General features: G+C 69.4%; 11 protein-coding genes. 9 read left to right on the plus strand and 2 right to left on the minus strand.

All coding sequences use genetic code 11. From position 1 onward, the window contains the following. Positions 1-79 precede the first annotated feature (79 nt). From DEP02_RS00910 to DEP02_RS00945, 7 genes are all read left to right on the plus strand, one after another. Positions 80-3,979: a DNA-directed RNA polymerase subunit beta' gene (locus tag DEP02_RS00910; RefSeq protein ID WP_112465393.1), complete on the plus strand. Its 3,900-nt coding sequence runs from the start codon at positions 80-82 to the stop codon at positions 3,977-3,979. Positions 3,980-4,112: 133 nt separating this feature from the next. Further along, a complete protein-coding gene (locus tag DEP02_RS00915; RefSeq protein WP_232838898.1) occupies positions 4,113-4,670 on the plus strand; it encodes a DUF1707 and DUF4190 domain-containing protein in 558 nt (185 codons plus the stop codon). A 1,100-nt stretch (positions 4,671-5,770) separates the two neighbouring features. Then, a complete protein-coding gene (gene rpsL / locus DEP02_RS00925) occupies positions 5,771-6,142 on the plus strand; it encodes a 30S ribosomal protein S12 (RefSeq protein ID WP_030422047.1) in 372 nt (123 codons plus the stop codon). 2 nt (positions 6,143-6,144) lie between these two features. Further along, a complete protein-coding gene (gene rpsG / locus DEP02_RS00930; RefSeq protein WP_112465396.1) occupies positions 6,145-6,615 on the plus strand; it encodes a 30S ribosomal protein S7 in 471 nt (156 codons plus the stop codon). 40 nt (positions 6,616-6,655) lie between these two features. Further along, the gene (gene fusA / locus DEP02_RS00935) at positions 6,656-8,782 is read left to right on the plus strand and encodes an elongation factor G (RefSeq protein ID WP_112465397.1); all 2,127 of its coding nucleotides are present in this window, start codon (positions 6,656-6,658) and stop codon (positions 8,780-8,782) included. 156 nt (positions 8,783-8,938) lie between these two features. Then, entirely contained in the window at positions 8,939-10,132 is a 1,194-nt protein-coding gene (gene tuf, locus DEP02_RS00940; protein ID WP_112465398.1) for an elongation factor Tu, read from the plus strand. A gap of 270 nt (positions 10,133-10,402) precedes the next feature. Further along, positions 10,403-11,065, plus strand: a complete 663-nt coding sequence (locus DEP02_RS00945) for a hypothetical protein (protein ID WP_438947710.1) — start codon at positions 10,403-10,405, stop codon at positions 11,063-11,065. A gap of 205 nt (positions 11,066-11,270) precedes the next feature. On the opposite strand, the gene DEP02_RS00950 is transcribed toward DEP02_RS00945, so the two are convergent. Together DEP02_RS00950 and DEP02_RS00955 are read right to left on the minus strand one after the other, a co-directional pair. Next, the gene (locus tag DEP02_RS00950; protein WP_112465399.1) at positions 11,271-12,647 is read right to left on the minus strand and encodes an alpha-lytic protease prodomain-containing protein; all 1,377 of its coding nucleotides are present in this window, start codon (positions 12,645-12,647) and stop codon (positions 11,271-11,273) included. Between the two features lie 164 nt (positions 12,648-12,811). Continuing rightward, a complete protein-coding gene (locus DEP02_RS00955; protein ID WP_112465400.1) occupies positions 12,812-13,774 on the minus strand; it encodes a LysR family transcriptional regulator in 963 nt (320 codons plus the stop codon). Positions 13,775-13,938: 164 nt separating this feature from the next. Here DEP02_RS00955 and DEP02_RS00960 point away from each other — a divergent pair, with 164 nt between their 5' ends. Continuing rightward, on the plus strand, positions 13,939-17,019 hold the full coding sequence (locus DEP02_RS00960; RefSeq protein ID WP_112465401.1) for a glycosyl hydrolase 115 family protein: 3,081 nt from the start codon (positions 13,939-13,941) through the stop codon (positions 17,017-17,019). A gap of 87 nt (positions 17,020-17,106) precedes the next feature. Next, entirely contained in the window at positions 17,107-17,688 is a 582-nt protein-coding gene (locus DEP02_RS00965; RefSeq protein ID WP_232838899.1) for a DUF2563 family protein, read from the plus strand. Positions 17,689-18,037: the final 349 nt, after the last annotated feature.

Below are 18,037 nucleotides of genomic sequence, written 5' to 3' on the forward strand. Positions count from 1 at the left end.
CCTGACCAGGAGGCCCGCCGACCCCCAGGCCCCCGTTTCAGACCACAGACTTAACGACCCTGAGAGGGATTGACGCATAGTGCTCGACGTCAACTTCTTCGACGAGCTGCGGATCGGCCTGGCCACCGCTGACGACATCCGTCAGTGGAGCCACGGCGAGGTCAAGAAGCCCGAGACCATCAACTACCGCACCCTCAAGCCCGAGAAGGACGGCCTCTTCTGCGAGAAGATCTTCGGCCCCACCCGGGACTGGGAGTGCTACTGCGGCAAGTACAAGCGTGTCCGCTTCAAGGGCATCATCTGCGAGCGCTGTGGCGTCGAGGTCACGCGTGCGAAGGTGCGCCGTGAGCGGATGGGCCACATCGAGCTGGCCGCCCCCGTCACGCACATCTGGTACTTCAAGGGCGTCCCGTCGCGCCTGGGCTACCTGCTGGACCTGGCCCCGAAGGACCTGGAGAAGGTCATCTACTTCGCGGCGTACATGATCACGTACGTCGACGAGGAGCGCCGTACCCGCGACCTGCCCTCGCTGGAGGCCCACGTCTCCGTCGAGCGCCAGCAGATCGAGCAGCGCCGCGACGCCGACCTGGAGTCCCGCGCCAAGAAGCTCGAGGCCGACCTCGCCGAGCTGGAGGCCGAGGGCGCCAAGGCCGACGTGCGCCGCAAGGTGCGCGAGGGTGCCGAGCGTGAGATGAAGCAGCTGCGCGACCGCGCCCAGCGCGAGATCGACCGCCTGGACGAGGTGTGGACCCGGTTCAAGAACCTCAAGGTCCAGGACCTCGAGGGCGACGAGCTGCTCTACCGCGAGCTGCGTGACCGCTTCGGCACGTACTTCGACGGCTCGATGGGTGCCGCGGCGCTGCAGAAGCGCCTGGAGTCCTTCGACCTGGAGGAGGAGGCCGAGCGGCTCCGCGAGATCATCCGCACCGGCAAGGGCCAGAAGAAGACCCGTGCGCTCAAGCGCCTGAAGGTCGTCTCCGCGTTCCTGCAGACCTCCAACAGCCCCAAGGGCATGGTCCTGGACTGCGTCCCGGTCATCCCGCCGGACCTGCGTCCGATGGTGCAGCTGGACGGTGGCCGCTTCGCGACCTCCGACCTGAACGACCTGTACCGCCGTGTCATCAACCGCAACAACCGCCTGAAGCGGCTTCTCGATCTCGGCGCGCCCGAGATCATCGTCAACAACGAGAAGCGCATGCTCCAGGAGGCCGTCGACGCGCTCTTCGACAACGGCCGCCGCGGCCGCCCGGTCACGGGCCCCGGCAACCGTCCGCTGAAGTCGCTGTCCGACATGCTCAAGGGCAAGCAGGGCCGCTTCCGCCAGAACCTGCTCGGCAAGCGCGTGGACTACTCCGCGCGTTCCGTGATCGTCGTCGGTCCGCAGCTGAAGCTGCACCAGTGCGGTCTGCCGAAGGCGATGGCGCTGGAGCTGTTCAAGCCGTTCGTGATGAAGCGCCTGGTCGACCTGAACCACGCGCAGAACATCAAGAGCGCCAAGCGCATGGTCGAGCGCGGCCGCACGGTCGTGTACGACGTGCTGGAAGAGGTCATCGCGGAGCACCCGGTCCTGCTGAACCGTGCGCCCACGCTGCACCGCCTCGGCATCCAGGCCTTCGAGCCGCAGCTGGTCGAGGGCAAGGCCATTCAGATTCACCCGCTCGTGTGCACCGCGTTCAACGCGGACTTCGACGGTGACCAGATGGCCGTGCACCTGCCGCTGTCCGCGGAGGCGCAGGCCGAGGCCCGCATCCTGATGCTGTCCTCGAACAACATCCTCAAGCCGGCCGACGGCCGTCCGGTGACGATGCCGACCCAGGACATGGTCCTCGGTCTGTTCTTCCTCACCACCGACGGCGAGATGCGGGAGTTGAAGGGCGAGGGCCGCTCCTTCTCCTCCGTGGCCGAGGCGATCATGGCGTTCGACGCCGGTGAGCTGTCGCTGCAGACCAGCGTGGACATCCGCTTCCCGGTGGGCACCATCCCGCCGCGCGGCTGGACCCCGCCGGCCCGCGAGGAGGGCGAGCCGGAGTGGCAGCAGGGTGACAGCTTCCGCCTGCAGACGACCCTGGGCCGCGCGCTCTTCAACGAGCTGCTGCCCGAGGACTACCCGTTCGTCGAATTCGAGGTCGGCAAGAAGCAGCTCTCCGAGATCGTCAACGACCTCGCCGAGCGCTACCCGAAGGTCATCGTGGCGGCCACGCTCGACAACCTGAAGGCGGCCGGCTTCTACTGGGCCACCCGCTCCGGTGTCACCGTCGCCATCTCCGACATCGTCGTCCCCGAGGCGAAGAGGGAGATCGTCCACAGCTACGAGGCGCAGGACGAGAAGGTCCAGAGGCAGTACGAGCGCGGTCTGATCACCAAGGACGAGCGGACCCAGGAGCTCATCGCGATCTGGACCAAGGCGACCAACGACGTCGCCGAGGCCATGACGGGCAACTTCCCGAAGACCAACCCGATCTTCATGATGGTCAACTCGGGTGCCCGAGGAAACATGATGCAGATGCGTCAGATCGCCGGTATGCGCGGTCTGGTGTCGAACGCCAAGAACGAGACCATCCCGCGGCCCATCAAGGCGTCGTTCCGCGAGGGTCTGACCGTGCTGGAGTACTTCATCTCCACCCACGGTGCCCGTAAGGGTCTGGCCGACACCGCCCTGCGTACCGCCGACTCCGGCTACCTCACCCGTCGTCTGGTCGACGTCTCCCAGGACGTCATCATCCGCGAGGAGGACTGCGGCACCGACCGCGGCCTCAAGCTGCGTATCGCGCAGCGGGGCGCCGACGGCGTGCTGCGCAAGGCGGACAACGTCGAGACGTCCGTGTACGCGCGCTGCCTCGCCGAGGACATCGTCGTCGACGGCCAGGTGCTGGCCCCGGCCGGCACCGACCTGGGCGACGTGCTCATCGGGGAGCTGGTCTCCCGCGGCGTCGCGGAGGTCAAGACCCGCTCGGTCCTGACCTGCGAGTCCGCGGTGGGCACCTGCGCCATGTGCTACGGCCGTTCGCTCGCCACCGGCAAGCTGGTCGACATCGGTGAGGCGGTCGGCATCATCGCCGCCCAGTCCATCGGTGAGCCCGGCACCCAGCTGACGATGCGTACCTTCCACACCGGTGGTGTGGCCGGTGACGACATCACCCAGGGTCTGCCGCGTGTCGTCGAGCTCTTCGAGGCCCGTACGCCGAAGGGTGTCGCCCCGATCTCCGAGGCGGCCGGACGCGTCCGGATCGAGGAGACCGAGAAGACCAAGAAGATCGTCATCACCCCGGACGACGGCAGTGACGAGACGGCGTTCCCGATCTCGAAGCGTGCCCGTCTGCTGGTGGGCGAGGGCGACCACGTCGAGGTGGGCCAGAAGCTCACCGTGGGTGCCACCAACCCGCACGACGTGCTGCGCATCCTGGGTCAGCGGGCCGTCCAGGTCCACCTGGTCGGCGAGGTGCAGAAGGTCTACAACTCGCAGGGCGTGTCGATCCACGACAAGCACATCGAGATCATCATCCGGCAGATGCTGCGCCGTGTGACGATCATCGAGTCCGGCGACGCCGAGCTGCTGCCCGGCGAGCTGGTCGAGCGCTCGAAGTTCGAGACCGAGAACCGTCGTGTGGTCCAGGAGGGCGGTCACCCGGCCTCCGGTCGTCCGCAGCTGATGGGTATCACCAAGGCCTCGCTGGCGACCGAGTCCTGGCTGTCGGCGGCGTCCTTCCAGGAGACGACCAGGGTCCTGACGGACGCGGCGATCAACGCCAAGTCCGACTCCCTGATCGGCCTCAAGGAGAACGTCATCATCGGTAAGCTCATCCCGGCCGGTACGGGACTGTCCCGCTACCGCAACATCCGGGTCGAGCCGACCGAGGAGGCCAAGGCCGCGATGTACTCGGCCGTGGGCTACGACGACATCGACTACTCGCCGTTCGGCGCGGGCTCCGGCCAGGCCGTTCCGCTGGAGGACTACGACTACGGTCCGTACAACCAGTAGGCGAGTGCGCGCTCGACGCACTGAGGTGACGCACTGAGGGGCGGCCACTCCGGTCACGGGGTGGCCGCCCTCGGCGTTTCGGCGCCCGATGGCGCATGATGGAAGGACTCGTACGGTTCGGGGGAGGTCGTCCGTGTCGTTTCCGCCGTCGCAGCCGTCCTGGCAGCCCTGGCAGCCCGGACGGGGCGTTCCGCAGCCGTGGCAGGGCCAGGGCAGTCCGTCGCTGCTCGCGTCCCACGCCGACCGTGAGCGTGCCGTGGACGTGCTCAGGGCGGGCTTCAGCGAGGGCCGCCTGGACCAGGGGGAGCTGGACCAGCGCGTCACCCGGGCGTACCAGGCGCGTACGGTCGGGGAACTGGGGCTCCTGGTCGCCGATCTGCCCCAGGGCCCGGCGCCGTATCCCGCGGCGGTTCCGGCCGTCCCCGCGACGTTCCTGCCGCGCCCGGTCCCGCCCACCAACGGCAAGGCGGTCGGCTCCCTGGTCTGCGGCGTGCTCACCCTGATGACAGCCGGCCTCACCGGCCTCCCCGCGGTGGTCCTGGGCCACGTCGCCCGCTCCGAGATCCGCCGCCGCGGCGAGGGCGGTGACGGCCTGGCCCTGGCCGGCCTGGTCCTGGGCTGGCTCTCCGTCGTCGGCTGGGCCCTCTTCCTCGTCCTCTTCATCGTGGCGGCAGTGGCCTCATCGAGCTGACACACGCCGGACCGGCCATCCGTCCGGTCATCCGTCCGGGCGCGCCTGACGAGGGCGCCGGCGGGGAACCGTCACCAACCGGCCTCCCGACGACGACCGCGTCACCGTGCACGGCGCACGCCTGCGGCCCCTCGGCCGGCGGTTCGTTCAGAGGTGTGCTGGGGAGAGGGCGTTGACGGTCGTGTGCCGGTTGGTCTCCCGGCGGTGGGCTTGCGTTTGCCGGGTGCCGTGCGTGCTTCCGGTCCCTGGGCCGGCGGCCCGTTCAGGTGTGTTCGAAGAGGGTGGTGACGGGGACTCACGGCGGCGGTCGTGTTGCCCGGCGCGGGCCGTGTCCCACGACGTGGTGCAGGCGATCAAGCCCTTCGCGTTCCGGAACGAGGTCCGTGGCGGTCTCCGGGGGAAGCGGCAGCCCGCGCAGTGTCTCGCTGGGACGGGCCGGACACGCGATCCGGCGGAGCGAACCATCCCCCACCCGCGGATTCCGGGCCTTGATCCCCCGCGCCACCTGGCGGGACGCCATCTGGCGGTGCTTGCGCATCCCGTGCCCCGGGGCGGTGGTCGCCGGACGGCGCGCCCGCGTGTGTTCCGGCGTGGGCCGCCCGGGCGGACATCCGCTGCCGCGGGCGGTCGTGGCAGCGCCGTACGACCGGACCGTGGTCCGTCCGGGCGCGCCCGCCGACGCTCCGGGGCACGTCGGCCGGGTGGAGATTCCGTCGGTGTACGGAGGGCCGTGATTCTCTGCGTTCAAAGCCGTGGCAGCGGGCTGACGTGCGGGAATTGTCGTATCCATGGACCGTGATCCGTGGATACGAAGATCGCGCGGTGTACAGGGGCTTGACAAAGTACGCGGAACGACGCGGGCGGGGCCCATTTGTTTTGACCGCAGCCAATGAGGTAGGTACGCTCAGACCTTGTGCCTGGGGTGTGCCCTGGCTTTCGTGCGTGCCTTCACACCGCACAGGGAGCCGCTGACGGCCACCGTGATCTGCGCCTCTTTCTGCCTTGCGGTGGGAGTCTGCGGGATTCGACACACCCGACCGCGTGGGTCGGTGACGTTCCAGGTTAGCTGTACCCATCGGCACACAGAAACCGGAGAAGTAGTGCCTACGATCCAGCAGCTGGTCCGCAAGGGCCGGCAGGACAAGGTCGACAAGAACAAGACGCCGGCACTCGAGGGTTCGCCCCAGCGTCGTGGCGTCTGCACGCGTGTCTTCACAACCACCCCGAAGAAGCCGAACTCGGCCCTCCGCAAGGTCGCGCGTGTGCGTCTGACCAGCGGCATCGAGGTCACCGCTTACATTCCGGGTGAGGGACACAACCTGCAGGAGCACTCCATCGTGCTCGTGCGCGGTGGCCGTGTGAAGGACCTGCCGGGTGTTCGCTACAAGATCATCCGTGGCTCGCTCGACACCCAGGGTGTCAAGAACCGCAAGCAGGCCCGCAGCCGCTACGGCGCCAAGAAGGAGAAGTAAGAATGCCTCGTAAGGGCCCCGCCCCGAAGCGCCCGGTCATCATCGACCCGGTCTACGGTTCTCCTCTGGTGACCTCCCTGATCAACAAGGTGCTGATGAACGGCAAGCGCTCCACCGCCGAGCGCATCGTCTACGGCGCCATGGAGGGCCTGCGCGAGAAGACCGGCAACGACCCGGTCATCACGCTGAAGCGCGCTCTCGACAACATCAAGCCGACCCTCGAGGTCAAGTCCCGCCGCGTCGGTGGCGCCACCTACCAGGTGCCGGTCGAGGTCAAGCCCGGCCGCGCCAACACCCTGGCGCTGCGCTGGCTGGTCGGTTACTCCCGCGCCCGCCGCGAGAAGACCATGACCGAGCGTCTGCTCAACGAACTCCTCGACGCCTCCAACGGCCTCGGTGCCGCTGTGAAGAAGCGCGAGGACACGCACAAGATGGCCGAGTCCAACAAGGCCTTCGCGCACTACCGCTGGTAGTCGCTACCCCGACGAGAGACCGAGAGAAGACTGAAGCCTTATGGCTACCACTTCACTTGAACTGGCCAAGGTCCGCAACATCGGGATCATGGCCCACATCGACGCGGGCAAGACGACCACCACCGAGCGGATCCTGTTCTACACCGGTGTGTCCTACAAGCTTGGTGAGACCCACGAGGGCTCCGCCACGATGGACTGGATGGAGCAGGAGCAGGAGCGTGGCATCACGATCACCTCTGCTGCCACCACCTGTCACTGGCCGCTGGAGGACGTCGACTACACCATCAACATCATCGACACGCCGGGTCACGTCGACTTCACCGTCGAGGTGGAGCGCTCCCTGCGCGTGCTCGACGGTGCCGTGACGGTGTTCGACGGTGTTGCCGGCGTCGAGCCCCAGTCCGAGACGGTGTGGCGTCAGGCGGACCGCTACGGCGTTCCGCGTATCTGCTTCGTGAACAAGCTCGACCGCACCGGTGCCGAGTTCCACCGCTGCGTCGGCATGATCAAGGACCGCCTGGGTGCGCAGCCGCTCGTCATGCAGCTGCCGATCGGCGCCGAGGCCGACTTCCGGGGCGTCGTGGACCTGGTCCGCATGAAGGCCCTGATGTGGTCCGCCGAGGCGTCCAAGGGCGAGATGTACGAGACCGTCGACATCCCGGCCACGCACATCGAGGCCGCCGAGGAGTGGCGCGGCAAGCTGGTCGAGGCCGTCGCGGAGAACGACGAAGAGATCATGGAGCTGTACCTGGAGGGCCAGGAGCCCACCGAGGAGCAGCTGTACGCCGCGATCCGTCGCATCACCATCGCGTCCGGCAAGTCCACCGAGACCACGATCACTCCGGTCTTCTGTGGCACCGCGTTCAAGAACAAGGGCGTCCAGCCCCTGCTCGACGCGGTCGTGCGCTACCTCCCCACGCCGCTCGACGTCGAGGCCATCGAGGGCCACGCCGTGGGCAACACGGAGGAGGTCATCACGCGCAAGCCGTCCGACGAGGAGCCGCTCTCCGCCCTCGCGTTCAAGATCATGAGCGACCCGCACCTGGGCAAGCTCACCTTCGTCCGGGTCTACTCGGGCCGCCTGGTGTCCGGCACTCAGGTGCTGAACTCCGTCAAGGGCAAGAAGGAGCGCATCGGCAAGATCTACCGTATGCACGCCAACAAGCGTGAGGAGATCGAGTCGGTGACCGCCGGTGACATCGTCGCCGTCATGGGCCTGAAGCAGACCACCACGGGTGAGACGCTGTCCGACGACAAGAACCCGGTGATCCTGGAGGCCATGGACTTCCCGGCGCCGGTCATCCAGGTCGCCATCGAGCCCAAGTCGAAGGGCGACCAGGAGAAGCTGGGCGTCGCGATCCAGCGCCTGGCCGAGGAGGACCCGTCCTTCCAGGTCCACTCGGACGAGGAGACCGGCCAGACCATCATCGGCGGCATGGGCGAGCTGCACCTCGAGGTGCTGGTCGACCGTATGCGCCGTGAGTTCAGGGTCGAGGCCAACGTCGGCAAGCCGCAGGTGGCGTACCGCGAGACGATCCGCAAGGCCGTCGAGCGCGTGGACTACACCCACAAGAAGCAGACCGGTGGTACCGGGCAGTTCGCCAAGGTGCAGATCTCGATCGAGCCGCTCGAGGCCGGCGACACCTCGTACGAGTTCGTGAACAAGGTCACGGGTGGCCGCGTCCCGAAGGAGTACATCCCCTCGGTGGACGCCGGTGCGCAGGAGGCCATGCAGTTCGGCATCCTCGCCGGTTACGAGATGACGGGCGTCCGCGTGACGCTGCTCGACGGTGGCTACCACGAGGTGGACTCCTCCGAGCTCGCGTTCAAGATCGCCGGTTCGCAGGCCTTCAAGGAGGCCGCGCGCAAGGCGAGCCCGGTCCTCCTCGAGCCGATGATGGCCGTCGAGGTCACCACGCCCGAGGACTACATGGGCGAGGTCATCGGTGACATCAACTCCCGCCGTGGCCAGATCCAGGCCATGGAGGAGCGGGCGGGTGCCCGCGTCGTGAAGGGCCTCGTGCCCCTCTCGGAGATGTTCGGCTACGTCGGAGACCTCCGCAGCAAGACCTCGGGTCGCGCAAGCTACTCGATGCAGTTCGACTCCTACGCCGAGGTTCCGCGGAACGTCGCCGAGGAGATCATCGCGAAGGCCAAGGGCGAGTAACTCAGCCGAGTTCCAGCCTTTAGGCTTGACTCCGGAGCCTCACGGGGCATTCCACCGCAATCGTGGTCGAATGCCCCGGAGATCCGGGCCATCCAGCAAAGATCACCTGGCGCCGATGAAGTAAGGCGTACAGAACCACTCCACAGGAGGACCCCAGTGGCGAAGGCGAAGTTCGAGCGGACTAAGCCGCACGTCAACATCGGCACCATCGGTCACATCGACCACGGTAAGACGACCCTCACGGCCGCCATTACCAAGGTGCTGCACGACGCGTACCCGGAGCTCAACCAGGCCACCCCGTTCGACAACATCGACAAGGCCCCCGAAGAGCGTCAGCGCGGTATCACCATCTCGATCTCGCACGTCGAGTACCAGACCGAGGCGCGTCACTACGCCCACGTCGACTGCCCGGGTCACGCGGACTACATCAAGAACATGATCACCGGTGCCGCCCAGATGGACGGCGCGATCCTGGTGGTCGCCGCGACCGACGGCCCGATGCCGCAGACCAAGGAGCACGTGCTCCTGGCCCGCCAGGTCGGCGTGCCGTACATCGTGGTCGCCCTGAACAAGGCCGACATGGTGGACGACGAGGAGATCCTGGAGCTCGTCGAGCTCGAGGTCCGTGAGCTCCTCACCGAGTACGAGTTCCCGGGCGACGACGTTCCGGTCGTCAAGGTCTCCGCGCTGAAGGCCCTCGAGGGCGAGCAGCAGTGGGTCGACTCGGTCCTCACCCTGATGAAGGCCGTCGACGAGTCGGTTCCGGAGCCGGAGCGGGACATCGACAAGCCGTTCCTGATGCCGGTCGAGGACGTCTTCACGATCACCGGTCGCGGTACGGTCGTCACCGGCCGCATCGAGCGTGGTGTCCTCAAGGTCAACGAGACCGTCGACATCATCGGCATCAAGCCGGAGAAGACCACCACCACGGTCACCGGCATCGAGATGTTCCGCAAGCTGCTCGACGAGGGCCAGGCCGGTGAGAACGTCGGTCTGCTGCTCCGCGGCATCAAGCGCGAGGACGTCGAGCGCGGCCAGGTCATCATCAAGCCGGGCTCGGTCACCCCGCACACCGAGTTCGAGGCCCAGGCCTACATCCTGTCGAAGGACGAGGGTGGCCGCCACACCCCGTTCTTCAACAACTACCGTCCGCAGTTCTACTTCCGCACGACGGACGTGACCGGCGTGGTGACCCTCCCCGAGGGCACCGAGATGGTCATGCCGGGTGACAACACCGAGATGAAGGTGGAGCTCATCCAGCCCGTCGCCATGGAGGAGGGCCTGAAGTTCGCCATCCGCGAGGGTGGCCGCACGGTGGGCGCCGGCCAGGTCACCAAGATCGTCAAGTAAGTCTTGAGGATCGTCTGACCCGGTAGCTCCGCTGCGAGCACCTGAGAGGGCCCGTACGACTGAGGTCGTACGGGCCCTTTCGCGTGCGGACCCGCGTCAAGTCCATGACCTGGGACGTCACTCGTCAGCAGGAACCACTGGCATATGCGTCCCGGCTTTGCCCCGTCCGGCCTACTTTCGGCGCATGGTCAGCTCATCCCACGAGGCCCTGCACCGGATCTTCCAGGAGGGCCCGGGCCTCTTCGCCCGCGCCGTCAAAGGCTGCTGAGGATGGACACCGCGGACAACGGCAGCTTCGTCCTCGCGGTCGAGTCCCAGGGCAGACGTGACCCGGACAAGCCGGCGAGCTGGGCGTACTACCTCTCCCACCTGTACGCCAAGTACCGGACGCCCCCGGTCCTCCTCGTCGTCCGCCCGGACCGGAGCACCGCGGCCTGGGCGGCGCGGCAGGTCGACATCGGCCCGCCGCAGTGGCCCTCTCTGACCCTGCGTCCCCTGGTTCTCGGTCCGGACGACCTGCCCGTGATCAACAGCCCGGAGGAAGCGGCCCGCGACATCCCGCTGACCGTCCTGTCCGCGGCGCTGAAAGACCTGCTGGCCGACGACGAGAACACCGCAGGCATCCTCATCGAGCTCACCGAACAAGGCTTCGGCAAGACACCGGCCGCAGATCTCTGGAGGTACCTCATGGCCGCCGATCTCTCCTTCTTCCAGTCGCAGACCGCCCAGAACCTCCGGGCCGAGCGGCGTGCCGAGGACGTACTGCTCCTGCTGGACCGCCGGGGGGTCGAGGTCTCCGAGGAGGATCGGGGGCGGATCGTCGGCTGCACCGATCTCGACACGTTGAGCGCCTGGTTCGCGCGGGCCATCACGGCGACCTCGACGGCCGAGCTGTTCGCGCCGACCGAGGACGAGGACGGGCCCGGGGCCTGAGCCCGACCCGGCGGACGGGCCCCTTTGCGCACGGACGGCGGACGAGAAGCACGAGGGGCGTGGCGAGGCCGCCCGGTACCTGACGCGGACCGAGCGACCGCGTGCGGGCACGGACGGCCGGGTCCGCGGGGCTCCCTCGGTACCCCCGGACCCGGCCTCGCCGCGGTCGCTCAGTGGTGGATCGGTGTCCACCCGGTGCCGGCGCTCACACTCGCTGCCACAGCGCCGGTACGTTCGGCGGCTCCCAGCCAGGCTGGGCCTGGTGGCCCTGGAGGCAGCGGTAGGTGGCGCCGCCGTAGGTCACCGTGTCACCCGCCTTGTAGACGGTACCGGCCGCCCAGGTGCCGCCCGGGTCACCGGGACCGGGGTCTTCGGGGCCGTTGGTGGTCGTCTTCAGCGTGAGCCCGTAGCTGCTCAGGATCGGGTTGACGGGCTGGAAGAACGTCGTCCCGCCGCTGGAGCAGTTGCCCGAGCCGCCCGAGGTGACGCCCTGCGCCTGGCTGCCGGAGATGTACGAGCCGCCCGAGTCACCGGGCTCGGCGCACACCGAGGTGCGGGTGACCCCGGAGACGGTGCCCTCCTGGTAGGTCACGCTGGTGTTCAGCTGCTGGACCGTGCCGCAGTGCCAGCCGGTCGTCGAGCCGGAGCGGCAGACGGAGGAGCCCACGGTCGCCACCGTGGACCCGGTCACCTGGACGTTCCGGCCGCTCTGGTTGACGTAAGGGGTCGCCGTCCAGCTGGAGTTGGTGGCCACCCAGGCCATGTCGCTGCCGGGGAAGACCGACGCCTGGAAGGTGCCCTGGGCCACCCGGTTGGACCCGGTGGTGCTGCTGCCCGCCCGGCCGCAGTGCCCGGCGGTGGCGAAGCCCTGCTGGGTGCCCTTGGTGACCGGGAAACCGATCGAGCAGCGGGAGCTGTTGTTGATGTAGTACGCCTCGCCACCCCGCAGGTCGTACAGCGCACGCGGCCGTTCGGCCGACTTCCGCACCCGTACCAGGTCACGGTCGACGCCTGCCGCGGCCAGCAGGTGCCGCGCCGCGGCCGGTCGTACCGCCTCCACCACCACGGTGTTGTCACGGACGTCGACGTACCAGACCGGCGCGTCGACGGTGGACGTGTGCCGCGCGGCCCGGTCCAGGCGCGCCTTGGCCGCGTCCAGCGTGGCGAGGGAGTGCCGGACGACGACGGCCTCGGCGCCCCCGGCCTCGATCGCCGGGACGTCGGCGGCGTCGGTGGTGGCCACGGTCAGCGTGCCCGACTCGGCGCCGCGTACCCAGGCGCCCGCGAAGTCGGCGCCCAGCGCACCCCGCAGCCGGCCGGCCGTGGCGCCCGCCTCCGCCTCGTTGGCCAGCCGCCGCTCGGCCTGCTGCCGGTCCAGGCCCAGGTCGCGCCGCATGGCGTGCAGTACGGCGGGGGAGGTGTCGGCGGTACGGAGGGTCTGCGCGGCCGACGGCCCGTGCGGCCCGGTGGGGGCGGGGACGGGGGCCGTCCCGGCATTCGCCGAACCGCTCAGGCCGGTCAGGAGCAGGGCTCCCGTCGCCGCCAGGGCGGCGCACACGGCTCTGGTGTGTCGCTGGAGCATGGGGTCTCCTCGGTCTCGGTGGGAGGTGCCGAAACCGTAGGGAGGATCAACTCCGTGTCATAAGCCATCAGTTGACCCCCCTGTCCGACGTTATGGAGCGCTGCCCGGCGTTGTGGAGCGCTGCCCGGCGTCGTGGAACGGCCGTTCACGGAGGTGGGACGCGGTCACGTCACCCCCGCGTCCGGCCGCCCGCCCGTGGTGAGCCAGTCGGCGTAGCCGCGACTGCGCGTCGCCGCGCCCGCGTGCGCGGTGCGGGCCCGGGCCAGAACGGTCGCCGCGGTGTCCGGCCGCTGGGTCGCCGGGTGCCAGCCCAGCAGGTGCCGCCACACCAGCGGCGTACCGGTCAGCGGCTTGGTGGTGATGCCGGGCGTGGTCGGAAAGGTGGCCCGGCACAGCCCCACGGCCCGGCCCACCTGCACCAGGTGCACGCAGGACGCGGTGTCCGTCTCGTACATCCGCCGCGGAGTGAACCCGGCGCGGGCGCAGGCCGCCGTGAAGCAGTCGGCGAAGCAGCCGTCGCCGGGCACGCACGCCCACTCCTCGTCCGCCAGTCCGGCCAGGTCCACCTCGCGTCCGCGGGCGAGCGGATGCCCCTCCGGGAGCATCACGAACACGGGGTCGACGGCGATCTCCCGCCAGACGAGCTGCTCGGCATCCGGCGGCGCGGCCGTGCCGCACGTCCCGGCGACGGCGAAGTCCAGGCGGCCCTCGGCGAGCAGGGCGGCCAGCTCCCGCTCGGACCAGGAAGTGTGGGTGGTCACCTGGGCGTCGGGCGCGGCGTCCGCCAGCAGGTCCACCAGGGCGCCCAGCAGCGGCCCGTGCGTGGCACCCAGCCGCAGCCACTCGGCTGCCCGCCGGGCCTGCGCGAACCGGGCCGCCTCCTGCTGGAGTCCGGTCACGGCGGGCAGCACGATCCGGGCCCGCTCCAGCACCAGTTCGCCCAGGGCGGTGGCCCGCACCCCGTGCCGTCCGCGCGCGAACAGCTCCCCGCCCAGGGCTCGTTCGATGCGCCTGAGCTGCGCGCTCAGCGCGGGTTGCGCGAGTCCGAGAACCGCTGCCGCCCGGGTGAGGCTTCCCGCCTCGGCGATCGTCCGGACCGTCTTCAGATGCCGCAACTCCAGCTCCATGCAGGGAGCTTGCGACGCCGGAGGCAGGCGGGCAAGGGGTTGGTCCAGACCGGACGTGGGCGCTGTTACGAAACTATTCGACGTGTACGACCCCTGGTTCCCCGCGAGCCCCTCACCCACCATTTGTCATGTCACTAACCAAATTCGAGTGGGAGGGGTGTGCCATGTCTGCGCACGTCAGCCGGAGAGCCGTCCTGGGTGCCGCGGGCCTCGCCGCGGTGCCGGCGCTGTCGCCGGGTGTGCCGGGTGCGTCGGACACCGCGTGGGCGGCGGCCGGGAGCGGAAGCGGCGGGGGTCCGCGGGTGACGGACCCGGGGGCGTACGTCTCCTTCGCGCCCCGCGAACCGAGGCCGGGCTCCTTCTCCCTGGTGGGCGCCCCGGTCGTGGTCAGCGCCGACGACCACCCCGGAGTCGTACGGGCGGCAGGGGACCTGCGCGGGGACATCGAGCGGGTCACGGGCGTACGCCCGGGGCGCACCGTGGCGCGCTTCGCCGTCCTGGTGGGGACGATCGGCCGCAGCCCGCTGGTCGACGGCCTGGTGAAGTCGGGGAAGCTGGACGTCACCGGCGTGCGCGGTCGCTGGGAGACGTCGCTCCAGACGGTGGTGGACCACCCGATGCCGGGGGTGGAGCGCGCCCTCGTCATCGCGGGCAGCGACCCGCGCGGCACGATCTTCGGGGCGTACGACGTCTCGTACGGCATCGGCGTCTCGCCCTGGTACTGGTGGGACGACGTCCCGCCCACCCCCAGGCACCGCGTCTGGATCCTGCCGGGCCGCCACACGCAGGGCACGCCGACGGTGAAGTACCGCGGCATCTTCATCAACGACGAGAACCCGGCGCTGGGCACCTGGGCGCCGGAGTACTTCGGCCCGGGAAAGGCCCCGGGCCACCCCGGCGGCTTCACCGCCGACTTCTACGCCAAGGTGTTCGAACTCCTGCTCCGCCTGAAGGGCAACTACCTCTGGCCGGCGGTGTGGGGCCGCGCCTTCGCCGAGGACGACCCGGAGAACCATCGGCGGGCCACGGAGTACGGCGTTGTCATGGGCACCTCCCATGAGGCCCCCATGATGCGCGGCATCGAGGAGTGGAACCGCCACGCGAGCGCGGGCAGCGACCCCTACGGCGGCAACGGCGAGTGGTCGTACCTCCGCAACGCCGACGCGATCAAGGCGTACTGGCGGGACGGCATCCAACGCATGGTGGACCAGGGCTTCGAGGGCGTCGTCACCCTGGGCATGCGTGGAAACGGCGACACCAGCCTCCCGGACGGCGACGGCATCGAGCTGATGCAGGAGATCATCGCCGAGCAGCGCCGCATCATCGAGGAGGTCACCGGCCGGCCGGCCGCCGAGACCCCGCAGGTCTGGACCCTCTACAAGGAGGTGCAGCGCTACTGGGACCGCGGCCTGCGCGCCCCCGACGACGTCACGGTCGTCCTCACCGACGACAACTGGGGCAACATCCGCAAGCACCCCGACCCCGCGGAGGGCCCCCGAGCCGGCGGCCACGGCCTCTACTACCACTTCGACTACGTGGGCGCGGGCCGCAACTACAAGTGGGTCGACACGGCGAACCTCCGCAACGTCTGGGAGCAACTCCACCAGGCCCACGCCTACGGCAACCACGGCCTGTGGGTGGTCAACGTAGGGGACCTGAAGGGCAACGAACTCCCCACGGAGTTCTTCCTGAACTACGCCTGGAATCCGGACAGTCTGCCTTTCGAACACCTGGAGGAGTGGGAACGCCGCTACGCCCGCCAGAACTTCGGCGAGGCGGCCGCCGCCCCGATCGCGGAGGTCCTGGCGACGTACGGCCGCCTCCAGGCCCGCCGCAAGCCGGAGCTCCTGAACCGTCGCATCACCCTCCAGGACGGCGAGGTCGTCTACGACGACGAGCAGACCCCGTTCCACTTCGCCCACCGGGAGCTGGAGCGGGTGACGGAGGAGTGGAAAACCCTGGCCCGCAAGGCCGACCGCATAGCGCGCCGGCTGCCCGCCCGCACCCAGGACGCCTGGTTCGAGCTGGTCGGCTACGAGGTGGAGGCCACCGCGAACCTCTACGCCCTGAGACAGGCGGAGTTCACCAACCTCCTCTACGCGAGGCAGGGCCGCGCGGCGACCAACGACCGTGCGAAGGAAGCGGAAGCGGGCCTGGAGCGTGACTTCGCCCTCGCCGACCGCTTCAACCACGAGGTGGCGGGCGGCAAGTGGAACGGCTTCCAGACCCAGCCCCACATCGGCTACGGCGACGTGGAGCGCTACGGCCCGAACGCCGGCTGGCAGCAGCCGGAGAAGGACAACGTGGCCCTGCCGGACGAACTGTTCCCGGCGGTGCAGCGGATCGAGATACCGAGCGCCGCCGCACTGGGCGTCTCGGTGGACGGCGCGGAGGACGCGGGCAGTTGGTGGCCGGGCGGGGCGACGACCGGGGCGACGCTGCCGGTGTTCAGCCCGTACCAGACCCGACCGCAGCAGTACGTGGAGATCTTCAACCGGGGCCGCACCCCCTTCGAGTACCGCATCACGCCGTCGGCCCCGTGGCTGCGGGTCGACCGCCCCCGGGGCCGGGTGGAGAAACAGGTCCGGGTGGAGGTCCGGGTGGACTGGCGCAGGGTGCCGCCCGGCGGCGCGGAGGCGCATCTGACGATCACGGGAGCGGGGGCCACCGTGACGGTCGCCTGCACGGCGGAGAACCCGTCACGCCGGTCCTTGCGGGGCTTCGTCGAGGCGGGCGGCTACGTGGCGATCGACGCGGAGCACTACGACCGCGCGGTGGGGCAGTGGCGCCGGCTGGACGACATCGGCCGCACGACGTCGGGGATGACCCAGTGGCCGGTGACGGCCCCGCGCCGCACCCCCGGCCGCCCGGACTCCCCCCGCCTGGAGTACGAGGTGACCTTCGTGTCGCGGCCGGGCGAGGTGACGGTCTGGGCGGAGCTGTCCCCGAGGAACCCGTCCCTCCCGACCGGCAACCTGCGCTACGCGGTCTCCTTCGACGAGGGTGCCCCCCAGACGGTCGACATCAACGCGGGCGCGGACGACGGCCTGCTGAACATGCGGTGGGCCCGGAACACCTCCGACAACGTCAACCGCACGGCAACAAGGCACAAGCTCACCCGTCCGGGCGTCCACCGCCTGAAGTTCTGGACGGTGGACCCCACGGTGATCCTCCAACGCCTGCTGATCGACACGGGCGGCCTGCCGGAGACGTATCTGGGACCGCTGGAGAGCATGCGGCTTTAACCCGGTTCGGCACTGACAGTGGACGGGACTAGAGTTGTGTTACTGGCGGGGCTCCCGCTTAACGAACTCACGGGGGAGGACGTTGACTTGTCGGATGACGCTGGGACCGATGCACCGCTGATGCCGTTGGTGCCGTTGGCGCCGTTGATGGCCGGTCTTCCCGGTCTGTTCGGTGTGGCCGGTGCCGCCGCTGGGGCTGCGGCCGATGTGGCCACGGAGCTGTCGTCGTTCACGAAGTTCCAGAAGCGGGTGGACGATCTGATCCGCGATCTGAAGGGCTCGGAGGCCGGTCCGGGCAAGGTGGGGGAGGCCCAGCTCGCCCGGCACCAGTTCGGTGGCGGAAGCGGGTCGTGGGCGGAGGCGGCCGGTCTGTACTCGGCGTACGAGACGGTGATCAGCGAGCTGGAAACGCTGTCGAAGCTGCTGTCGGACTCGATGGAGGGCATGGGCATCGCGGTCCTGGCCTCGCACAAGGGCTACGCGAACATCGACGTGGACGTGCGGAGCCGGATGGCGGCGATCAGCGCGGAGACGACGAAGCACTACGGCGGGAGCTACGACCCGTCGCTGCCGCAGAAGAGCCAGGACGGCGGTGAGCACGGCGGCGGGACTGCCGAGCCCACGCAGCCGGCCCAGCCGTCGGCGGGCGACGCGGGGGGCACCATCTGATGGCGGGTGGCAGGGGCAGCGGCGGTGGTACGTCCTTCGAAAGCATGAGCCACGAGCAGATGCTGGCGTGGCTGGACCAGGCGAACGCGGGGGAGGTGCAGGCGGTCGCGGACCGTCTGAGGGCGGCGGCCGAGGAGATCCGGAAGATCGCGGAGGAGTTGAAGGTCCGCCCGCAGTGGGTGGCGTGGAAGGGCGAGGGCGCGGAGGCGTTCCGCGCGTGGGCCAACGATCTGGCCAACTCCGCCCTCCGGCTGGGTGACTTCAGTGAGGGTGCGGCGAAGTGGCTGGGCCAGGCGTCGAACGCGATCGCCACGGCCCAGGCGTCGATCCCCCGGGACACCAAGGGCGC

The sequence above is a fragment of the Streptomyces triticisoli genome, from assembly GCF_003270085.1.
GTDB lineage: Bacteria > Actinomycetota > Actinomycetes > Streptomycetales > Streptomycetaceae > Streptomyces > Streptomyces triticisoli.